General features: G+C 36.2%; 16 protein-coding genes and 1 pseudogene. 12 read left to right on the top strand and 5 right to left on the bottom strand.

The window, feature by feature from the left end; translation table 11 throughout:
- Positions 1-61: 61 nt before the first annotated feature.
- Entirely contained in the window at positions 62-715 is a 654-nt protein-coding gene (locus C6H17_RS04040) for a carbonic anhydrase (protein WP_005219438.1), read from the bottom strand.
- 94 nt (positions 716-809) lie between these two features.
- On the opposite strand from C6H17_RS04040, the gene C6H17_RS04035 reads away from it, so the two are divergent.
- From C6H17_RS04035 to C6H17_RS04025, 3 genes are all read left to right on the top strand, one after another.
- Positions 810-1,472: a DedA family protein gene (locus C6H17_RS04035; RefSeq protein ID WP_005219437.1), complete on the top strand. Its 663-nt coding sequence runs from the start codon at positions 810-812 to the stop codon at positions 1,470-1,472.
- 220 nt (positions 1,473-1,692) lie between these two features.
- Complete coding sequence (locus tag C6H17_RS04030) at positions 1,693-2,487, top strand: carbon-nitrogen hydrolase family protein (RefSeq protein ID WP_005219436.1); 795 nt, start codon at positions 1,693-1,695, stop codon at positions 2,485-2,487.
- Positions 2,488-2,969: 482 nt separating this feature from the next.
- A complete protein-coding gene (locus C6H17_RS04025; RefSeq protein ID WP_005219435.1) occupies positions 2,970-3,413 on the top strand; it encodes a recombinase RecT in 444 nt (147 codons plus the stop codon).
- 168 nt (positions 3,414-3,581) lie between these two features.
- On the opposite strand, the gene C6H17_RS04020 is transcribed toward C6H17_RS04025, so the two are convergent.
- Positions 3,582-4,292, bottom strand: coding sequence for a tetratricopeptide repeat protein (locus C6H17_RS04020; protein WP_005219434.1), 711 nt, complete (start codon positions 4,290-4,292; stop codon positions 3,582-3,584).
- A 132-nt stretch (positions 4,293-4,424) separates the two neighbouring features.
- On the opposite strand from C6H17_RS04020, the gene C6H17_RS04015 reads away from it, so the two are divergent.
- From C6H17_RS04015 to C6H17_RS04005, 3 genes are all read left to right on the top strand, one after another.
- Complete coding sequence (locus C6H17_RS04015) at positions 4,425-5,567, top strand: toxic anion resistance protein (RefSeq protein WP_005219433.1); 1,143 nt, start codon at positions 4,425-4,427, stop codon at positions 5,565-5,567.
- 224 nt (positions 5,568-5,791) lie between these two features.
- Positions 5,792-6,892 carry a redox-regulated ATPase YchF gene (gene ychF, locus C6H17_RS04010; RefSeq protein ID WP_005219432.1) on the top strand — a complete coding sequence of 367 codons (1,101 nt, stop codon included), beginning with the start codon at positions 5,792-5,794 and terminating at the stop codon, positions 6,890-6,892.
- Positions 6,893-6,982: 90 nt separating this feature from the next.
- Positions 6,983-7,978, top strand: a complete 996-nt coding sequence (locus C6H17_RS04005; RefSeq protein ID WP_104731353.1) for a WlaTC/HtrL family glycosyltransferase — start codon at positions 6,983-6,985, stop codon at positions 7,976-7,978.
- A 129-nt stretch (positions 7,979-8,107) separates the two neighbouring features.
- Here the strand turns inward: C6H17_RS04005 and C6H17_RS04000 are convergent, their stop codons facing one another.
- Positions 8,108-8,743 (bottom strand): hypothetical protein, encoded by a 636-nt coding sequence (locus C6H17_RS04000; RefSeq protein WP_005219428.1) that lies wholly within the window; start codon positions 8,741-8,743, stop codon positions 8,108-8,110.
- Between the two features lie 269 nt (positions 8,744-9,012).
- Here C6H17_RS04000 and C6H17_RS03995 point away from each other — a divergent pair, with 269 nt between their 5' ends.
- The 3 genes from C6H17_RS03995 to C6H17_RS03985 all read left to right on the top strand — a co-directional run bounded on the left by C6H17_RS03995 (position 9,013) and on the right by C6H17_RS03985 (position 12,008).
- Positions 9,013-10,356 carry an MFS transporter gene (locus C6H17_RS03995; RefSeq protein ID WP_005219426.1) on the top strand — a complete coding sequence of 448 codons (1,344 nt, stop codon included), beginning with the start codon at positions 9,013-9,015 and terminating at the stop codon, positions 10,354-10,356.
- Positions 10,356-10,892, top strand: coding sequence for a LolA-like outer membrane lipoprotein chaperone (gene lolA, locus C6H17_RS03990; protein WP_020995556.1), 537 nt, complete (start codon positions 10,356-10,358; stop codon positions 10,890-10,892). The genes C6H17_RS03995 and lolA overlap by 1 nt, the downstream gene beginning before the upstream one ends.
- Positions 10,893-11,069: 177 nt before the next feature.
- Positions 11,070-12,008 (top strand): UDP-glucuronic acid decarboxylase family protein, encoded by a 939-nt coding sequence (locus tag C6H17_RS03985; RefSeq protein ID WP_005219421.1) that lies wholly within the window; start codon positions 11,070-11,072, stop codon positions 12,006-12,008.
- Between the two features lie 259 nt (positions 12,009-12,267).
- On the opposite strand, the gene uvrA is transcribed toward C6H17_RS03985, so the two are convergent.
- Positions 12,268-15,075 carry an excinuclease ABC subunit UvrA gene (gene uvrA, locus C6H17_RS03980; RefSeq protein WP_005219419.1) on the bottom strand — a complete coding sequence of 936 codons (2,808 nt, stop codon included), beginning with the start codon at positions 15,073-15,075 and terminating at the stop codon, positions 12,268-12,270.
- A gap of 330 nt (positions 15,076-15,405) precedes the next feature.
- Here uvrA and C6H17_RS03975 point away from each other — a divergent pair, with 330 nt between their 5' ends.
- Positions 15,406-17,004, top strand: a complete 1,599-nt coding sequence (locus tag C6H17_RS03975; RefSeq protein WP_005219418.1) for an inorganic phosphate transporter — start codon at positions 15,406-15,408, stop codon at positions 17,002-17,004.
- A 349-nt stretch (positions 17,005-17,353) separates the two neighbouring features.
- Here the strand turns inward: C6H17_RS03975 and C6H17_RS03970 are convergent, their stop codons facing one another.
- Positions 17,354-17,845 carry a flavodoxin gene (locus C6H17_RS03970; protein ID WP_005219415.1) on the bottom strand — a complete coding sequence of 164 codons (492 nt, stop codon included), beginning with the start codon at positions 17,843-17,845 and terminating at the stop codon, positions 17,354-17,356.
- A gap of 131 nt (positions 17,846-17,976) precedes the next feature.
- Here C6H17_RS03970 and C6H17_RS03965 point away from each other — a divergent pair, with 131 nt between their 5' ends.
- Together C6H17_RS03965 and C6H17_RS13520 are read left to right on the top strand one after the other, a co-directional pair.
- Positions 17,977-19,116: a pyridoxal-phosphate-dependent aminotransferase family protein gene (locus C6H17_RS03965; protein WP_005219413.1), complete on the top strand. Its 1,140-nt coding sequence runs from the start codon at positions 17,977-17,979 to the stop codon at positions 19,114-19,116.
- A gap of 1,348 nt (positions 19,117-20,464) precedes the next feature.
- Positions 20,465-20,950 (top strand): annotated as a pseudogene (locus C6H17_RS13520) (methyl-accepting chemotaxis protein); the annotation flags it as partial.
- Between the last annotated feature and the right edge of the window lie 92 nt (positions 20,951-21,042).

Genomic DNA, 21,042 nt, shown 5'->3' with positions numbered 1-21,042 from the left:
AGCTTCTAGTCCCTACATTACCTACACGGCATTAGCAACTATTATGTCAAACAAAACCTATTTATTCGCTTTTCAGTGTATTATCCCCAACGATTGGCTTAAACTCGCGTGTGATGAGATTATAGTTTAGAATCTGTCCATTCATAATGTTGTAATACCAACCATAGATTTGCAATTCCCCGCGATTAAAACGCTCTTCTACAAATGGATAGCTTAAAAGATTATGAAGCTGTTGTTGGATATTTTGCAATTCTGTAAGCCAAATGCGTTTATGCTCACTCTCTGGCTGCATGGATTCAACTTGTGCTATCGTTGGTTTAAGAAGGGCTAGCCATTTTTTTACATAAGGCATTTCATTTAGCATATCGTGATTATAGACCGCCGCACATGCCCCACAATTACTATGCCCACATACAATAATATTTTTCACTTTAAGCTTACAAATAGAATATTCAATCGATGAAGTGGTAGCAAGATAGCCCTCCATCATCTCGTTATTTTCATCTTTAAATGGCGGTATTAAATTGCCAATATTTCGCACGACATAAAGCTCACCGGGCTTTGAATGCGTGAGTCTGTTTGGATCGATTCTAGAATCTACACAGGTAATAAAAAGCGTGTGTGGTTTATTTTCCTGCAAACTTTTAAAAAAGGCTTTTTCATTATTATAATCTTCTTCATAAAATTTTATTGCACCTTGAAAGAGTTCGTTCATATCCTGCCTTAAATTAAGAGTTTTTGCCTATTTGCAATTATACAAAATGTTTCTATATAATGCAATTTTTAGTTTGATTGCACAAAGAGAGATAATGATACATACTATTATACACACCATTCTTGACATTATAGAATCTTTTGGATATTTTGGCATTTTTATTTTCATGGCGATAGAATCAAGTGTGCTGCCCCTGCCTAGTGAAGTGGTGATGATACCTGCTGGTTATCTCGTGTGGGAGGGCAAGATGAATCCTGTATTAGCCATTCTTGCGGGGACTTTTGGTAGCCTTGCTGGTGCATTATGTAATTATTTTATAGCTATAAAAATAGGTAGAATCTTTGTTATAAAATATGGAAAATACTTTTTTATGAAAGAAAAAAGCCTTGTTACAACAGAGAAATTTTTCAATAAGCATGGAGAGATTAGCACTTTTATAGGTCGGCTTATCCCTGTTGTAAGGCATTATATCTCTTTACCTGCGGGACTTGCTAAGATGAATTTAGTGCGTTTTAGTATTTTTACACTCATTGGGGCTGGTATTTGGGTGAGTATTTTGACGGGGTTTGGATACTGGCTTGGCGATACTTTTAGTGGGATTGATATTAATGAAATTGTGGATACATTTGGCAGGGGAGAGCTTGATTCTACACAGCAAGATATTAAGGCAAAAATGCGTCTTATTATAGTTGCAGTGCTTGGCTTTGTGTGTATATGTGCTTTGATATATATGTGGTTTATGCGTAAGAGAAAATAGAAATAAATCCTTGTCGCTGCGTTTAAATCACTCAATTTAGGTTTTGTAAGCCCCGCTTAAGAAATCTTAATACTGCATTTGAAGTTTTACATAGGATTCATTTGAATCTAAAATACGCAATCCATAATTATTCAAGATGGCAATATTTGCCTATTATCCTTAGCTTTGTGTTACACTAACGCTTTTGCATAAATATTTGAAATGTATCTAAGGGTAAAACATGAAAGATGTAAATATACAGGATTTTAGCGGATCTGTTGCGATATTGCAACTCGGTGATTTACAGAATAAAGAGCGGGTAACAACATATATAAAAAGCATACCAAAACACAGCATTGTGCTTATTGGAGAATATGTTGTCGATAACTTTTTTTCACAAGATTGGGGGATGAAGCCAGAATCGTGCCTTAAAGATAAAAATAAACTTGATATATTTATACAATTTTCAAAAGAATATGGGCATACATTCATCGTGCCTTTTATACAGCATAAAAACAAGGGCTATTATAAGCAAATGGCAATAATCACGCAAGATGGCTTTGCCACCTACACACAACAGCGACTGATACAATATCCACATTGGAATGAAGCAAACTTTTTTTCTAATGATACAAAAAAGCTGCCAAAGTTACCCATGACTTTCATGGCAAATGGTATAAAGTTTGGTGTTTTATTTGGCTTTGAGGCGCATTTTGATGAGTTTTGGATGGAGTTTAAGAAAGATTCTGTTGATGTTGTGTTGGTCGCAAGTGCAAGCACCTTTACTTCACAAAAGCGTTGGCAGAATCTACTCACAACACATGCTTTTACAAATTCCTGCTATGTGTTTAGGGCAAATCGCATAGGCACACATCATGCAAGTGATGAGCAAACATGGGATTTTTACGGACATAGCTTTGTGAGTTTAGGGCAAGATATTATGGATTCTCTATTAAATGAAGAAGGTATGCTTTGTGTAGAGATTGACAAAGCTGCCTTAGAAGCACTTAAAAAAGAATGGGGTTTTAGAAGTTAATCCATTGTGATAGTTTAGATTTAATAAAATATTTTTATATTGTTGTGGGTTATACTTTTAGCTTAAAATTGTTGTGGTTAGAAAAACTTGAACATAAGACAAAAAATAAGTAATACGAATATGATGAAGGGGGTCGATAATCCTTTCTTTAACATTGTAACAAGTTAGAGATAGCTTGTTACAAAATATGGTAGGAGGTAAGCATGGATAAGTTAAAAATTCTTAGAATAATAGCTTTGTCTTTGCAGATTGTATTTTATGCAGTCTCATTGTATAAGTTATTAGGTTAAGCGTTCATTTTAAACCCAATTTCAAAAGAAAGGGGGTGATTAACTTATACAATGTTTGTATTCTATCATAAGTTTGAAAGGATTTGGTTATGGATTTGAATTTTGTTTTGATTGTGATTTTAGCGGCTTGGGTTGGTATTTGTGAATATAGAATCTATCGCTTAGAAAAAAAGCTAGAGAAAGGAGCTAAAAATGAGTAATAACATGATACAACAACGCAAAAACGAAGTTATGGTTTTGCTTGAGAATAAAGAGATACAAGAGCGACTTTGTGCTTTATGTGGTAATGAAGCAAGTAAGGATAAGTTTAAAGCAAGTTTATTAAATATTGCATTAGATTCTAATTTATCTGCTTGTAGTATGCAAAGCATAGTAAAAGCAAGTTTAGATATAGCAGGATTGAAGCTAAATCTAAATAAGAATTTAGGAAAAGCTTATATTGTGCCACGCAGTGTAAGGCAAGGCAATGGTTATGTAACTGAAGCTAGAATTGATATTGGCTATAAAGGCTGGTTAGAGTTAGCAAAGCGTAGCAAGTTGAGCGTAAAAGCACATAGCGTATTTGATTGCGATGAGTTTAGCTATAATGTAATGGGGGTAAATGAAAATATGACTTTAATGACTAAATATGCTTAAATGAAACATGATTTTCTAAGCTATCTTGGCGTATGAAGTTATAAAACCTTAAAAAATAAACTTACAGCAATTTTAACCACACCCCAAGCAAAGAGTATAGAAAACGCTTGTATAACGCCAAGAAATTACCTTTACACCAATAAGCAGAAATATGCAAACATGCTAGTCTTATTCATGTTTATTCGTTTGTAATTCATAACACGAGTCACCATCGCCAAGGTTACAGCCCTTCTTATAAAACTCATGCGCTTTAACTATGTCATCTTCGCTCCCTTTCTCTGCATACATACTACCAGCAAAGTAGCAACTTGCCGCTTCACCCTTACTGCAATCTTGCAAAAGAATGCTTAAAGCCTTTTCTTCAATCTCTTTTGCTTTTTCTATATCTTCATCAATGATAAAGTCCTTTGCTAAACGATAGCAGCCCCAGCCATCGCCAAGGTTACACGCACGAGTATAAAGCTCTTGCTCACTCTCTGTTATATCAGCTTTATTATGCGATACCATAATGCCAAGATAAGCACAAGATTCCCCATTATATTTATTTGCTGATGGGCTAAAGCATGACTTTTGTAACACTTCTTGTGCATGCAACATATCTGCTTCATCTTCAGTTTCATAGGCATAATACCAACATGCACGACCATATTCAAGATTACAAGCTTCCCGCAATAACTCCAATCCAAGATCTTCATTATGTTCTATCACACTTGCATACGAGCTTTGCGATACAAGTTTTGCTGCCTTATCACGCTTTTCATCATGTAAGGTTTGCACTCTATTTTGCGATAATAATGTATTTACCCTAGCTTGTAAAGCCATGTCATCTTGTGTTAAAATCGCACTAGAAAGTAGCAATGTCTTTAATGTAAATAGCATGTTTTCCCCTTCAGTCGTTTAGAATCTAAAAGTGTAATTATAGCCTAAATTAAAATATACGCATTAAGATTGTAGGAAATATGCTTAAATATGTTATAATCCAAATATTTTATTTAAAATAAAGGAACTACAATGGCACAAATAAACACACTTTTAAATGATTTACAATCAGCAATCAAAGGCAATAAAATAAATCGTGATATGGTTGATAGATTCGCAGAACAAGAAAAGAATGAAAGCATACAAATCAGTCAAATGGTGCGTGGAAATCTAGCGAATTTTGAAGCAACAGATAAGCCTGTCTATAACGCACTTAGTGCGTTGAAAAATGCGGTAAATGAAATTAATCCAAGTAATTTCAAACTTTCATTTTTTGATAAATTATTTGGTAAAAATAATTTTATGCAAAAATATTTTGATAAATTTCAAGAGAATCAAGCCCTGCTTGATGAGCTGATAAAAAAACTTGAAGAAGGCAAACAAATCCTTTTAAGAGATAATGTTGCCCTAGAGATTGAAGCAACAAAAAACGCAGAACTTGCAGAAAAAATAAAAGCACAACTACAACTCGCCCTAGAAGCTAATAACTATATAGAATCTTTACTGGCTGAAGGGGCAAATAATCAAAACATAGCTACACAAAACACACAACTACTCGCACAGAATCTAACTCCACAAAATACAGAATCTAGCACAGCCATCACGCAGACAAGCACACAAGATTCTATGCAGGATATTTATGCGGTGGTTACTTCGCAAGAGATTAGCCCAGAAAAACGCCTAGAAATACAAAATCAAATCCTTTTTCCATTGAAGCAAAAAATCACAGACTTTCAGCAACAAATCCTAGTCCATACGCAAGGTGAAATCGCTATGAAAACACTTATCAATAACAATAAGGAGCTTGCAAATAGCGTAGATAGGACAAAAAGCGTAACGCTTAATGCCCTAAATGTCGCAATTATTACCGCACAAGGGCTAGACCAGCAGCAAAGAGTGCTAAAAGCAGTCAATGATATTAACGCAACAACAAGTGATTTACTCGCACAAAATGCTGCAAATCTCAAACAACAAGGCGTAGCTATACAGCAGGGTGCTGCAAACGCAATGCTTGATATGGAAAAACTCAAAAAAGCATTTGATGATGTGCTAAGTGCAATGGAGGATACACAAAACTTTAGAATCAACGCCTTGCCAAAAATGCAAGAAAACATTCAACTCTACAATCAATACATTGACGAAATGAGTGAAAAAAAGAAAAAGGTGATGGGGTAGTTTAGCTCTATATTAATCGTGTGAGTGTTAATGCAAATATTTGGCATTCTATTTTGCCATGTGTGGTTTAAGCATAGGTCATAAAATCCAAAAAGTCATATACTTTTAAATATATTTTCACTAAATCAAGATTAGATTTATATCCCAAAAAGCATTAAAATGTATGTTTTATGGTAGAATCTGGCCCTTTATTTTTTAGCAAAAACACAAAAAAAGGTAAATTAATGGGACTTTCAATTGGTATTGTTGGGCTTCCAAATGTTGGTAAATCAACAACTTTTAACGCACTCACAAAGGCACAAAATGCGGAGGCGGCAAACTATCCATTCTGCACAATTGAGCCAAATAAGGCGGTTGTGCCTGTGCCAGATTCTAGGCTAGATGAGTTAGCAAAGATAGTAAATCCCCAAAAGATTCAGCATTCAGTCGTGGAGTTTGTGGATATTGCTGGGCTTGTGCGAGGGGCGAGTAAGGGTGAGGGGCTAGGCAATCAGTTTTTAGCAAACATTAAAGAAGCGGATATGATTTTGCATATTGTGCGATGCTTTGAAGATTCTAACATCACACACGTGGAAGGGCGGATTGATCCTATTAGCGATATTGAGATTATTGAGCTAGAGCTGCTTTTTGCTGATATGGCAAGTCTTAACAAACGCATTGAAAAGCTACAAAAAGAGAGCAAGGCACAAAAGGGTGCAAACGCACAACTCTCTATTGCACAAGAGCTTTTAGCCCATTTAGAATCTAATAAGCCGGTCAAAACCTTTGCTAAAAAAGAGAGTGAAGAGTTTATAACGCTTAATCGTGAGCTACGATTTCTCACAAATAAGGAAGTGATGTATGGAGCAAATGTGAGTGAAGATGGGCTAGAATCTGATAATCTTTATGTAAAAAAAGTGCGTGAATATGCCGAGAAAAATGGGGGCATTGCTATCAAGCTTTGTGCGAAGATTGAAGAAGAAATGGTAGGAATGGAGGATAGTGAAAGGGCGGAGTTTTTGGCAAGTCTGGGGGCAAGTGAGAGTGGGCTAGAGCAGATTATTAGAGAGGGGTTTTCACGGCTTGGGCTTATTAGCTACTTTACTGCGGGGGTAAAAGAAGTTCGGGCTTGGACGATAAGGCGTGGGGATTTAGCACCAAAGGCGGCTAGTGTGATACATAAGGATTTTGAAAAGGGCTTTATCCGCGCGGAATGTATAAGTTATGAAGATTTTATCAAGTATGGCGGAGAAGCAAAGGCAAAGGAAGCTGGGGCTATGCGGATTGAGGGGAAAGAATATATCGTGCAAGATGGGGATATAATGCACTTTAGGTTTAATGTGTAGATAATAACAGATATTTTAGAAAGGGTGAGAAATAGAAATGAATAAAATTATTGAAATAACTCATCAAGTTAGTTCCCCCCCCCCCCCACAATCATCACTGCTTTTTACAAGCTTGATTTAGCCACACAAAGCACAAAGTCCTACAAAGCAAAACGCACAACACAAACCTACCTTGAATACTTTAGCTTTTTATCAAAACTGCAAAATAACTTCATCATTTACACAAATGAAGATATAGATTCTGAAATTTATGCAATGCGATCTTTATATGGATTAGAATCTAAAACGATAATCATTCATAAAGATTTAGAATCTTTTGACACAAAAGCCCTAGATTCTATCCGCAAAGTTTTTAAAGATTATAATCAAGCCGCAGATAGATTTGACCCTGAGCACCCACCCCACACAAGCCCGGAATATAACTATCTTATGTATTGCAAGTCCTTTTTTGTGTGCGATGCACTACATAATCCACTCACAAAGCCCTATTTAAACGAGCAGATTCTATGGCTTGATTTTGGCTATAACTTTAATGGGGCTATGTTTGTAGATTCTAATGAGTTTGATTTTATTCTCACCCCACAAGCCCCACTCATAGATTCTAAGATCAATCTATTCTGTTTGGGGCGTAAAGATGATAGGGCATTGCCGCATATTTTGCTAAAGGGGAGTGAAAATTTTCTTATTGGCGGCTGTTTGTATGGCTCAAAAGAAGCGTGGAAAAGCTTTAATGAATGTATGCAAAAGGCACTGCAAGCCTTTGTGTCTTTTAATATTATGGACGATGACCAAAAGCTTTATATTTGGTGTGTGCGAAATTTCCCCGATATTTTTAACATTCTTTATATTGATGATTGGTTTAATGCACTCTTTTATTTTATGGAAGAATCTAAGCGAAAAAGCGTTTCAACTACAAAAGATTCTATATTGAGAGATAGTCTTTTAACCTTTGAGCAATATCAAAATCAATGTCAAAATATAGAAAATACAGAATCTAGTCAAAAAACAACAAAAAAGCGGAATATTGGCAGGAAAATCATAGATAAGATTCAAAATAAAATAAAGAAAATATCAAGCAATAAGTAGTAGTAAAATGATTGAAATCCATGCTTGTAGTTTCTCTACATTTTAAACAATGGCAACAGCCCTTGAGAAAATCTTATGGATGGAATCTAAACCCATCAAAACAAGATTTAATAAAACTTTATGCAATACTTAACGCCTTGTCCATGAGTTATTTTCGCCATAGAAATGCAAAATAACAATTGTTTTATTCACAATAAAGGCTTCTAGAGAGTTTGTGCTATGAAGCGATTCATCTTGCTTTTGCACGATTTCTACAGAATCTAGCATGGCTTTTGGTGATGAGGCATCATTATTTAGTCTCTTTGCATAGGAAAGTGAGCTAAAGGCATATAGCCCGATTTCATCAACGCCATTTTGCTCGCTAAAGTCTTTCTTTTTTGCTAAGATTGCACGCATAAGGGAATCTTTTAGCTCTCTATCCATATTGCGTGCAAAGATATTAGAATCTAAAAGCTTATAAAATGCACGATCAATTGAGCTATTATGAAAAATATAAACTTTCACACCGGTTTGACTACGCGATCCGCCAACTCTGCCTACATTCATATCTGCACTTTTACTCGCAATAGCTTCTTGCATATAGAAATCACAACCATCACAAGCATACTGCAAAGCACCAAGCTCAAAACCACTCAATCGCTCATCAATAGCTTGTTGCTGAAGATCACTAGCGTTTGCCGTGCTTGGCTCCGCGGTGCAACTAGGAAAAACAATGCAAACAAGAAACGATATAAAAGATAATAAACAAAACCTATAAACACCCATTGCAATCCCTTTATTTTCAAGTAATTATAACATGTTTAATAAGCATTTATGATACCTTATTAACTACACACAAGATTCTATATCAATCTAAAGTTATATTTTTACATTTAGAATTAAAATGCTGTATGTTTTTTGCTACAATACTAGTTTTTGTTTATTTTCACTTATTTATTCTAAGTTAGGTTTATTCTTTTAGTCAAGATTGTTGTAAAAGATTCTATGTTTAGAATCTAAAATTTATAAAATAAAATGAGATATAAGGCGTTTTAATGTTTATAAAGATTCTACCATTTTTGAGTATTTTGATATTTCGTTTTATTGGGCTTTTTATCGTATTGCCTGTTATTTCCCTATTGATTGCTACAATGCCTCATGCAAATATTTGGAGTGTTGGCATGGCGATTGGTGCGCCCTATCTTTTACAGATGATTTGTCAGCCCTTTTTTGGTCGCTGGAGTGATATTTATGGTCGCAAACCTATCCTTATATTAGGGCTTGTTATATTTCTTATTGGCACGATTATTTGCATGTTTGAAAGCTCGATTTATTATCTCATACTTGGGCGATGTGTGCAAGGTATGGGGGCTATTGGCGGGATACTCACGGCGTTAGTTGCAGATTCTGTAAAAGAAGAGAAACGCACAAGTGCTATGGCATTAATGGGCGTTGGAATCTTTGTAAGTTTTGTTATCGCCATGATATTAGGTTCGATACTTGGCGCACATTATGGGCTAAACTCACTTTTTGCCTTAAGCGCAGTGGTTACTATAATTTCGCTTATTATCACTTTTGTATTTGTAAAGCCAACACCAAAAATCGCTTATGTATATCCAAATCATGATGAGGATAAAGCTTCAGAATCTATGATTAAAAGAAGTATTTTTGCGGTGAGTTTGAGTGGCTTTATTGAAAAATTACTTATGGTTTTAACCTTTGCATTAGTGCCTATTATCTTAAACGAGCATATAGATAAAACGCATTTTTGGTATGTTTATGTCCCTGCTATGTTTGCTGGTATTATAGCCCTTGGTCCAACTTCAGTGATAAGTGAGAAAAAGGGCAAATCAAAAGAAGTATTACTTGTAAGCATTGCAATCTTTTTTATCGCATATTTTTGCATGGCATTATGGATTGATAATATTATTATTTTTGCCATTGGACTTGCATGCTTTTTTGCGGCATTTTCCATGCAAGAAGCCTTACTGCAAAGCATGATAAGCAAATATGCAAAGGCGAAAAATCGCGGCGGTGTTATAGGCGATTTTAGTGCGGCTGGTTTTGGTGGGAGCTTTGTGGGGGCTATGATAGGTGGCTTTTTTAGTCAATATGAAGCGATTGTTGCATGGCATTGGGTGCTTTTTGGCACACTTATGGCGAGTATGATTCTATGGATTTTTATCGTGATTATGCTTGTGAAAAATCCTGAAACTCACAAAACACTCTACATTCCAATGGATACGATAGGATTAAAAGATTTAGAATCTCTAAATTCACTTGTAGGCATTAGAGAATGGTATGAGAATTTGCAAGAAAACTTGCTTACCATTAAATATGACACTAAGATTCTAGAATCTAGGCAAATCTATACTTTATTGCAATGTAAGGGAGAATGATGAAAAAACTTTGTATGATATTACTTTTATTTAGCGCATTTTCATTTGGGCAAAATCAACAAGAAGTATGGCGTAATGTAAAAAGCATTGAGGCAGACTTTACACAAGAGATTAAGGGTGAAAAGGGTGCGATACCCGTCGTGTATAAAGGCAAACTCTATGCAGCAGACAATAAGGTAAAATGGCTTTATGTAGCACCCCTTGCAAAAGAAGTGTATTTAGAAAAGACACAAGCCTATATCTACGAACCAGAGCTAAAACAAGTAACGATTGGGAATCTAAAAGAAAATGTAGATTTCATACAGATTCTAAAGAGAGTGCAAAAGATAGGAAAAGATAGCTATAAAACACAAATTGGCGATATTGCCTATTATGTGATTATCAAAGATTCTAAGCCTTATGAGCTAAAATATACTGATAGTATTGATAATGTCATTACTATACGCTTTGAGAGTGTGAAGATGAATGCAAAGATTGATGGCAGTGTGTTTATATTTCAGCCACCAGATGATGTGGAATATATCGATGCAAGTTAAGTGTAATAAAGCTCGTTTTAAGTATCATATTTTTATACACAAAACAACATAAAAAGATTCTATAAAGGTTTAGAATCTTTGTAGCTTTTATAGCTTTGAGTGGGCATAAATCTTGTTATCTTTTTTAATCCATGCGATATTTATGCTAAAATCCACATTTTTTATAAAGGAATACAAATGCTAAACAAAAAGATTCTAGTAACCGGCGGTGCGGGATTTTTAGGCTCACATTTATGTGAAAGGCTACTTGATCGCGGCGATGAAGTGCTATGTGTGGATAATCTCTTCACCGGCACAAAGCAAAATATTCTCCACCTTTTATCAAATCCTAGATTTGAGTTTATGCGACACGATGTAACTTTCCCGCTGTATGTAGAAGTCGATGAGATTTATAACCTTGCTTGTCCAGCAAGCCCGGTGCATTATCAGTTTGACCCCGTGCAAACAACGAAAACTTCTGTAATGGGGGCGATCAATATGCTAGGACTTGCTAAACGCGTGAAAGCAAAGATTTTGCAGGCTTCCACAAGCGAAGTCTATGGCGATCCTGAAATCCACCCGCAAGTAGAATCTTATAAAGGCTCAGTCAATCCTATCGGCATAAGGGCGTGTTATGATGAGGGCAAGAGATGTGCGGAGACGCTATTTTTTGACTATCAAAGGCAGCATAATCTAAACATCAAAGTTATGCGGATTTTTAATACCTATGGTCCTAGAATGCACCCAAATGATGGGCGAGTGGTGAGTAACTTTATCATTCAAGCGTTGCGTGGGGAGGACATTACCATTTATGGCGATGGGAGTCAAACGCGAAGCTTTTGCTATGTCGATGATTTGATTAGCGGAATGATAGCACTTATGGATAGTAGAGATGGATTCTACGGACCCGTAAATATCGGTAATCCGCACGAGTTTAGTATGCTAGAGCTCGCACAAAATGTGCTTGAACTAACAGAATCTAAATCAAAGCTTGTCTTTCTTCCGCTACCCCAAGATGACCCAAAGCAACGCCAACCAGATATAACCCTAGCCAAAAAAGAGCTAAATTTTAGTCCAAAAGTGCAGTTAAGAGAGGGGCTAGAAAAGACTATTGCGTATTTTAAAACTTTGCTTTAGTAAGATATAAATCTTTAGTATTTATAGTTGTAATTCCATGCTATGAAGCTAGAGAATGCTAAGTGAAGATTCTATGAATTGAGAAAATCATTGCCCACCCAATAGATTAAGTCGTCTAGCATAGGTGGATTCTAATTTTATCCGTATGGAATGCGAATATAGCTAATCTAACAAATATAGATTCTAGAAACACACGAGTGTTTAACCCCCACTTTGTTATATTAAACGATAACTAATCTTTTTAAACTCACTAAAACCATCACAACACTTCATTTGCTAAAAATTGTGCGGTGTAGCTCCCGCTTTTATCCTTATTTTTTATAATATCAGCTACGCTACCACAATCTACAATTTTCCCACCACCGCTGCCACCATCTGGTCCTATATCAATGATATAATCTGCGTTTTTAATCACATCTAAATTATGCTCAATCACGACGACAGAATTTCCAAGACTTACAAGATGATGCAGCACACCTGTGAGTTTATCCACATCAGCAAAGTGAAGTCCCGTTGTGGGCTCATCTAGGATATACAGCGTTTTACCTGTATCTTTACGGCTTAATTCCTTGCTTAGCTTAATCCTTTGGGCTTCCCCACCACTTAGTGTAAGTGAGCTTTGCCCAAGTGTAATATAGCCTAGCCCCACTGCCTGCAAAGTCTTAAGACGATTAAAAATCTTTGGAATCTTACTAAAAAAACTACATGCTTCATCAACACTCATAGCAAGGACTTCTGCGATATTCTTATGATTATAGGTAATCTCTAATGTTTGGGGATTATATTTCGCACCTTTGCATACATCACATTTCACCATCACATCGGGTAGAAAGTGCATTTCTATCTTTATTTCGCCCTCACCTTGACATTTTTCACATCTACCACCTTTGACATTAAAGCTAAAGCGACCGACACTATAACCGCGTATTTTTGCCTCTTTTGTCTCGGCAAAAAGATGGCGTATATCATCCATTAAGCCCGTGTAAGTGCTTGGGTTACTTCTTGGGGTTCTGCCTATTGGGCTTTGGTCTAGATAGATTACTTTGTCAAGATTCTCTAAGCCCTCAATAATCACACCGCTATTTGCTTGAATGCGTTTTGAGTGATTAAGCAGTTCTTGTGCGGCGGGTAAGAGTGTCTGTAAAATAAGTGAGCTTTTACCACTACCACTAACGCCTGTTACACACACAAAGTTTGCTAATGGAATCTTTACGCTGACATTGCAGAGATTATGCAAAGTAACATTTCGCATACTTAGCCATGCCTCTTGCTTTCTATTATATTTATAGTCAATCTTGTTTGTGCCATTTAGATATTGTGCGGATAAAGTCTTGCTTTTTAATAAATCTTTAACCTTACCGCTAAATACGACTTCACCACCATAGATTCCAGCACCCGGTCCTATATCGACTATAAAATCTGCACGCATAATAGTCTCTTTATCATGCTCTACGACAATGACACTATTACCCTTTTCTTGCAATGATTTTAGCGTTTTAATAAGCTTTAGCGTATCTCTTTCATGTAATCCTATGCTTGGCTCATCAAGCACATACATAACGCCTGTTAGCCCACTGCCGATTTGACTTGCAATGCGTATCCGCTGACTCTCCCCTCCACTAATGCTACGCGCATCACGATGCAGTGTAAGATAGCCTAAGCCGACATCATAAAGGAAGAATAATCTCTCTCGTATTTCTTTAAGTATAGAATCTGAGATTTGCTTTTGCTGTGTGCTAAGGTAGGAAAAATTCTCTTTTGTATCAAAGAAATGATAACAATGCTCAATTGGCATATTAATAACTTCTGCTATCCCTTTATCCGCGACTTTGACACTTAGAGATTGTGGATTTAGTCTATTGCCATTACAACCACTGCAAGTTTTTTCTACCATATAATCTGTTGCATCATCTTTTAGCACATCAAGGGCTATTTGCATGACACCACGCCAAGTCTGCTTTATCGTGCTATTTTTCCAAGTTACCATAATATCTTTTGTGCTGCCATATAAAAGTGCGTTTTGCTTATCTTTAGAGAGTTCTGCAAAAGTGCTACTAGGCTTTATATCATAGGCATTACAAAAGCCCTCAAAAAGTGCGTAATAATAGCTTTTATTGAATCCAAAAATAAACTTTATCCCGCCTTTATTAAGTGGCTCATGCTGTGTAATAATGCTATTCATATCAAGGGCGTATTTCACACCTAAGCCACCACAATCCCTGCATGCACCCTTTGGGGAATTGAAAGAAAAGCTTACAGGCTCTAGCTCTTCAAAGCTTACCTTACATTGAAAACAAGCTAAATGTTCGCTAAAGTGGATTATCTCATTATGCTCTTTTGAATCTTGCAAAATTTCAACTTCAATTTCACCATAAGATTCTTTTAGTCCAGATTCTATCGCATAAGCTATTCTTGCATGATTTTCTTCATTTAGCACCACTCTATCCATAACGATGCTAATGCTATGCTTTTTAGTCTTTGCAAGTGTGATTTCAGAATCAAGTCTTGTCATCACACCATTAATCTTTGCTCTTACATAGCCTTTTGTGCGTAAAGATTCTAATTTATCTTGAAAGCTTCCCTTTTTCTCTTTAACAATGGGGGCATAAATAATGAGTTTGGAATCTTTTGGCAATTTTAAAACTTCATTAATAATATCAGTTGAAGACATAGAACTAATCTTTTCCCCGCATAAATGGCAATGCTGCATACCAACTCTAGCATATAAAAGCCGCAAGTAATCATATATTTCTGTGATAGTGCCAACGGTTGAGCGTGGATTTTTTGAAGTTGTCTTTTGGTCTATGGCAATAGCTGGGGTTAGCCCCTCTATCTTTTCTACATTTGGCTTACCTACTTTATCAAGGAATTGCCGCACATAGCTTGAGAGAGATTCTATATATCGCCTTTGCCCTTCGGCATATAAGGTATCAAATGCAAGTGTGCTTTTACCGCTACCACTCACACCTGTGAATACGACTAATTTATTTTTTGGGATAGAGAGATTTATATTTTTTAGATTATTTTCTTTTGCACCTATGATTGTGATATTGTCATTTTGTCCCATATTTTCCCTTTTTCTCTACCAAAAATTACAAAATTAAAAAGCTTGTATTCTATCAAAAATACACAAATATATATGTGAAAATGTAATGCGATAATCACAATATTGGAGAGAAGATTCTAAATTGATTTCTTATAATTATGTCTTTTATGGGCTATGTGTGATATGTTGATAATATTATGGGATTTGTAATTGCATGTGTTTATTTATACTAGAATCTATGCATTTGTGACCTATGAATGACATATTTGCACTAATTCGCAAAGCAAAGAGTGAGATATTAAGCTATAATGAAAAGGTTTTTGTGCCATTTCAAGTCTTAAGGAAGGTTTTATGGATATTCAAAATATTAACAAGATTGAGAATGCTACATCATTTGGGCAAAAGGATATTATAAAGATTGGCATTGTGCTTGCATTTTTTATTGTTATTGCTGGTATTGCTATCACTTTTGGTTATCCTGTCAGTAGCCCTGTTGTGCTTATCTTTGCTGCGGTTGTGGGTGGCTATATGGCTCTCAATATCGGTGCAAATGATGTGGCAAATAATGTCGGTCCAGCGGTTGGGTCTCATGCTATCACACTTGTTGGTGCGATAATCATCGCTGCGATTGCAGAGGCTTTAGGGGCGATTATTGCTGGAAAAGATGTCGTTGATACGATTAAATCTGGCATTATTAATCCCGCGAGTTTGCAAGATAGTAAAACCTTTATTTATGTAATGCTTGCTGCCCTTACTTCTGGGGCGATTTGGCTGCATGTGGCTACTGCGCTTGGTGCGCCTGTATCTACGACACACTCACTTGTTGGTGGTGTGCTTGGGGCTGGTATTATGGCTGGTGGCTTTGGCATAGCAAACTGGGGTGCTATGGGAGAGATTGCATTAAGCTGGGTTGTATCGCCTTGTCTTGGTGGCTTAATCGCCATGATATTTTTATTTATCATTAAGCGATCTATTACCTATCAAAGCGATAAAAAGACTGCGGCAAAACGCGTTGTGCCATTACTAATTCTCATTATGTCATGGTCATTTAGCGTGTATTTGGTGCAAAAAACTGGCATGATTAAACTGAGTTTTGGTGTTGCCTTACTTGCTGGATTAGCCATTGCAATTGTTATTTTCTTTGTTTCTCGTCCATTTATCATCAAAAAGGCTGATACGCTTTCAAACACAAAAGAGGACATTAACGAGCTTTTTACACTCCCTTTGATATTTTCTGCTGCTCTTCTTAGCTTTGCACATGGTGCAAATGATGTAGCAAATGCGATTGGACCTTTAGCGGGAATCTATGAGGCAATTAGAGAGACGACTATGGAAGCGTTTGGTGGTAAAGCACAAGTGCCATTCTGGATTATGCTTATTGGTGGGCTTGGAATCTCGCTAGGACTAGCCCTTTATGGACCAAAACTTATCAAGACGGTTGGTAGTGAGATTACAGATCTTGATAAAATGCGTGCTTTCTGTGTAGCCCTTTCTGCTGCTATCACCGTGCTTATTGCTTCACAATTAGGACTGCCTGTAAGCTCTACACACATTGCTATTGGTGCGATTTTTGGCGTTGGATTTTTGCGTGAATATCTAAAAAAGCGTTACTACACTATGCAACAAGAAATAATTGAGGCATATAAGGGTAAAAATGAAGAAGCTGTGCAAAGATTCTTAACAAAATTTGAACGCGCAAATATCAAGCAAAAGCAAGAGATGCTGCAATCGCTAAAAGAGAATGCTGCAAAAACTGATAAGAAGAATGCCGATTTGCCCGTATTGAAGAAAAAAGAGCGTAAAAGTCTGAAAAAAGCCTATAAGCAAGAGCTAGTTAGACGAAGTGCAATCAATAGAATCGTTGCTTCATGGCTTATTACCGTGCCACTATCAGCTATCTTTGGTGCAGTTACTTTTTATCTTATATCAAAGGTTGATATTCCATTGTAGAGTGGAATATGTGATTTGGTCCCTAGTTGGGATATATTCGCTGGACTGGCGGAGTTGGGGGGGGGGTTGTAAAAAGGAATTAAATGCAAATTTTCTACAACATTATTGTCATTTATATAGAGAAGCTGCTGAATCTATACTAAGGGTGAGATTACATCTTAAGTTTATCTTAATATTATTCGCAAGATTGTAAAACTGAGTAAATATTATTAATAATCTACAAAATCGTAAGAATAAGAAACAATACACATTAAGATTCTAACACGCTGTAACACTTCATGAATAGTTACAACATGACTGAAAATCAACGCTTGAGAGTTAAAAAAGTAGCTTTAACTTGAGTTAGACTCTAGAATCCCTCGCCTTTAATTTGTGCTACCCATGCATCAAGTCTTTCATCAGTTTTGTCATCTTGATTTACTTCATCGATAGCTAAACCTACAAATTTTCCGCCTTCTACACCTTTAGACTCATCAAACTCATAGCCATCAGTTGAAGTTGCACCAACAAGTTTTGCACCTTTTGCCACATTTTTAAGATGATAGAGTGCATCACAGAAAGTGCTGCCATAGCTATCAGCATCACCTAAAGCTAGTAATCCTACGACTTTACCGCCAAAATTTGCTCCAGAAAGAGTTTCTGCATAGCTTTCCCAATCACTTTGTAATTCACCATCGCCCCATGTTGAGCTTGCAAGTATAATTTTGTCAAACTTATTGATTGCATCAGCATCAGCATCAGCTACATTGATAATCTCTGCACCGCCCAATTTTTTTGCCAATCTTTCGCATACATCAGTTGTAGTGTCATTATCACTTCCAAAAAATATTCCAATACTCATTGTGTTTCCTTTATAATGTAAAATTACAAACCATGATTTTGGTTTGTTTGAATGCAAGGATACTACATTTTACTTAACTGCATTCATATTTCTGCTATACTTACACATATTTTTTTGCAAAAAGGGAAAAAATGGAAACAAATATCTCAAAGATTATAACACAATCGCTTTTATTTACACCCGGTCCAACGCCTACCCCAGAGTTTATCCGTCAGGCTATGGCACAGCCTACACTACATCATAGAACAAGTGAGTTTGAATCTATATTTAAAGAGACTAGAACACATTTAGCTAAAATGCTTGGTATGCCAGAGACACTCATGCTTGCAAGTAGCGGCACAGGAGCTATGGAAGCTTGTATTGCCACTTTTTCTTCACGCAAGATTCTAAGTGTAAATAGCGGTAAGTTTGGCGAACGCTTTGGGGGCATAGGCAGGGCATTAGGTAGAGAAGTAGTTGAAATTATAAATGAATGGGATACGCCAGTAAGTGTAGAATCTATACAAGAAGCCTTAGCACAACACAAAGATATTGAATGTATATACTTACAGATTTGTGAATCAGCAGGTGGTCTTTCACATCCTTATAAAGAAGTTGCAAAACTAGTAAAACAGCATAATAAAGACATTTTTGTCATCGCTGATGGCATAACGGCTATGGGTGTAGAACACATTGATACTGCACATATTGACGCTCTAATTGGCGGTAGTCAAAAGGCTTTTATGTTGCCACCGGGATTAGCCTTTATCGGTTTAAGTAAAATGGCGATTGATTTTATAGAAAGTAATCCAAAGGGTTATTACTTCAATCTCTCAAAAGAGCTAAAGAATCAGCGTAAAAATACCACAGCATACACAGCGACAACTTCTATCATAATAGGCATTAAAGCATATTTTGACATGCTTGCAAGTAAGAATCTAACAATTACAGATATATATGAATATAGTGCAAAAATAGCAAATGCCACGCGTAAAGCCTTGCAAGCCCTAGACTTACACATTTATCCAAAAACACCAGCAAATAGTATGAGTGTTGTAGATTCTACACATGCAAAAGATATTATAAAGATTCTAAAATCACGTTTCAATATCAATGTAGCAGGCGGACAAGATAGGCTAAAAGACAAAATCTTTAGAGTAAATCACATGGGATACATTCCATTGCATGAGATTGCCTTTGTGATAAATGCCATAGAATTGAGCCTAGCAATGCTTAAAATACGAGAATTTAATGGAGAAGCAAATAGGGTATTTTTTGAGGTGTTGGTTTAAACATATCGCTAACTAGAATAATTTAGATAATATTTTATGTATATTTATTGTTGCAAAAATCATTTGGGTAATATCAATGTATGTTATCCCAAATCACAAAAGCACAAAAGATTAGCAACAATACAAACTTAGATTCAGGAATATTTTCCTATAATACAATCTTTTATGTGATTGTTTGTCAAATTTTTATCAAAAGGATTAAGCAATGTTAAACAACATGAATGTGCGATGGCGGCTAAGATTATTTCCACTATTTTTGGCGATTATTTTTATTATAATTTATAGTATTTTTAGCAATGAAAACAATAAGGCTTTGGCAAGACTAGATCAAAATGAGACATTAACTAGGATTCAAATAAAATTTTTAAATGCGGGTCAGCTTTTTTATCAAAATGGTCGCTCAACAGAGGCATATAAAGAGTTTATCGATACGCTTAATGAGGTTGTAGGCGATTTACGCAAGCTTCAAACGACATTTTTTACAGAAGAAAGTCTCTCAATGTCAAATGATGTAATTAGTAGCCTTGAAAGCTATATTAAAGCCCTGCAAGAGACTATGCAAACACGCATAAAGACCGATCAGAGTGATGGTATTAAAGGTATGGACGAGTATGCACAACGAAATTCTTCCATACGCAAAGAGGCTTCAGACAAGCTCAATACACTTTCACATTGGCTAACCACTCAAACCGCCCATTCACTTGCATTCGTTGATACAGTGATGATTGCTATGCTGCTTGGTGCTGTTGTTGTCTTTGCGTTTTTATCTTTTGCTGTTATTTGGGGTATTGTTGGACCGCTTAAAACAATCCGTGAGGGCATTATTTCGTTTTGTGCATATATTAATAATGAAACAAATGAGATTAAGCCCATTGTTATTAAGAATAGAGATGAGTTTGGTGAAATGTCTCGAGTTTTAGACCAAAATATACAAAAGGTGCAGGCTGGTTTGCAAAAAGATAATGCCATGATACAAGAAACTGCAAGTATTGCAAAAAAGGCTAGTAGCGGATTCTTGAAACTGCGTATTGAATCTACCCCGCATAGTCCAAACCTTGCTGAATTACAAAAGATACTCAACGACCTATTACAAGCATTTTATGACAACATAGCACAGGTAAGAGAAGTGCTACATACATACACAAATAATGATTTTACAAAACGCGTTGATAGCACACAGCTAAATGGGATCATGCAGGAACTTTTTAATGGTGTGAATCACATGGGTGATGAGATTAGCAAGATTCTAAAAGTGCAGCTTGACTTGGGTGAGAACTTGCAAAACAAATCTCAAAATCTAAGAGATTCTATGAATGCTTTAGCAGATTCTATGAATACACAAACTGCAAGCTTGCAACAAACTGCAACTTCTATTGAAGAAATCACAAATTCTATGCAGAATATAGAAGACAAAACAAGTGAGGTAACAGCCCAAAGTGCAGATATTAAAAATGTTATTGACATTATCAAGGATATTGCTGATCAGACAAATCTACTCGCACTTAATGCCGCTATTGAAGCGGCAAGAGCTGGAGAGCATGGTAGGGGCTTTGCAGTCGTAGCTGATGAGGTAAGAAAACTTGCGGAACGCACATCAAAAAGTTTGGGCGAGATTGAGGCAAATACAAATATGCTAGTGCAAGGTATTAATGAAATGTCTGAATCTATAAAAGAGCAAGTAGAAAGTATAAATCAAATCAATTCTGCAGTTACACAGCTTGAAAGCATTACGCAAGAAAATACAAATATCACTATCCAAAACAATGAAGTCGCAAGTGAAGTTTCTAGAATGGCATTAGATTCTGTGGAAGACTCCAAACGGCGTAAGTTTTAGAGTGGTTGCATATAGCTAGGCAATATGCAGAAGCTATGAAATCTAGGTTTCTTGCTTGAGTGGGCTAGAATCTTAAGTGTGAGTTTAGTTCA

The organism is Helicobacter rappini (assembly GCF_900198625.1).
GTDB lineage: Bacteria > Campylobacterota > Campylobacteria > Campylobacterales > Helicobacteraceae > Helicobacter_A > Helicobacter_A rappini.
This window is presented reverse-complemented; position numbering and strand designations above follow the sequence as displayed.

Bases quoted from the DNA above. Each gene is read 5' to 3' on its own strand.
- uvrA (WP_005219419.1), bottom strand. From the start codon at position 15,075: ATGGGACAAAATGACAATATCACAATCATAGGTGCAAAAGAAAATAAT.
- C6H17_RS03985 (WP_005219421.1), top strand. From the start codon at position 11,070: ATGCTAAACAAAAAGATTCTAGTAACCGGCGGTGCGGGATTTTTAGGC.
- C6H17_RS04025 (WP_005219435.1), top strand. From the start codon at position 2,970: ATGAGTAATAACATGATACAACAACGCAAAAACGAAGTTATGGTTTTG.
- C6H17_RS03995 (WP_005219426.1), top strand. From the start codon at position 9,013: ATGTTTATAAAGATTCTACCATTTTTGAGTATTTTGATATTTCGTTTT.
- C6H17_RS03975 (WP_005219418.1), top strand. From the start codon at position 15,406: ATGGATATTCAAAATATTAACAAGATTGAGAATGCTACATCATTTGGG.
- C6H17_RS03970 (WP_005219415.1), bottom strand. From the start codon at position 17,845: ATGAGTATTGGAATATTTTTTGGAAGTGATAATGACACTACAACTGAT.
- C6H17_RS04000 (WP_005219428.1), bottom strand. From the start codon at position 8,743: ATGGGTGTTTATAGGTTTTGTTTATTATCTTTTATATCGTTTCTTGTT.
- C6H17_RS04040 (WP_005219438.1), bottom strand. From the start codon at position 715: ATGAACGAACTCTTTCAAGGTGCAATAAAATTTTATGAAGAAGATTAT.
- lolA (WP_020995556.1), top strand. From the start codon at position 10,356: ATGAAAAAACTTTGTATGATATTACTTTTATTTAGCGCATTTTCATTT.
- C6H17_RS04030 (WP_005219436.1), top strand. From the start codon at position 1,693: ATGAAAGATGTAAATATACAGGATTTTAGCGGATCTGTTGCGATATTG.
- C6H17_RS03965 (WP_005219413.1), top strand. From the start codon at position 17,977: ATGGAAACAAATATCTCAAAGATTATAACACAATCGCTTTTATTTACA.
- ychF (WP_005219432.1), top strand. From the start codon at position 5,792: ATGGGACTTTCAATTGGTATTGTTGGGCTTCCAAATGTTGGTAAATCA.
- C6H17_RS04015 (WP_005219433.1), top strand. From the start codon at position 4,425: ATGGCACAAATAAACACACTTTTAAATGATTTACAATCAGCAATCAAA.
- C6H17_RS04035 (WP_005219437.1), top strand. From the start codon at position 810: ATGATACATACTATTATACACACCATTCTTGACATTATAGAATCTTTT.
- C6H17_RS04020 (WP_005219434.1), bottom strand. From the start codon at position 4,292: ATGCTATTTACATTAAAGACATTGCTACTTTCTAGTGCGATTTTAACA.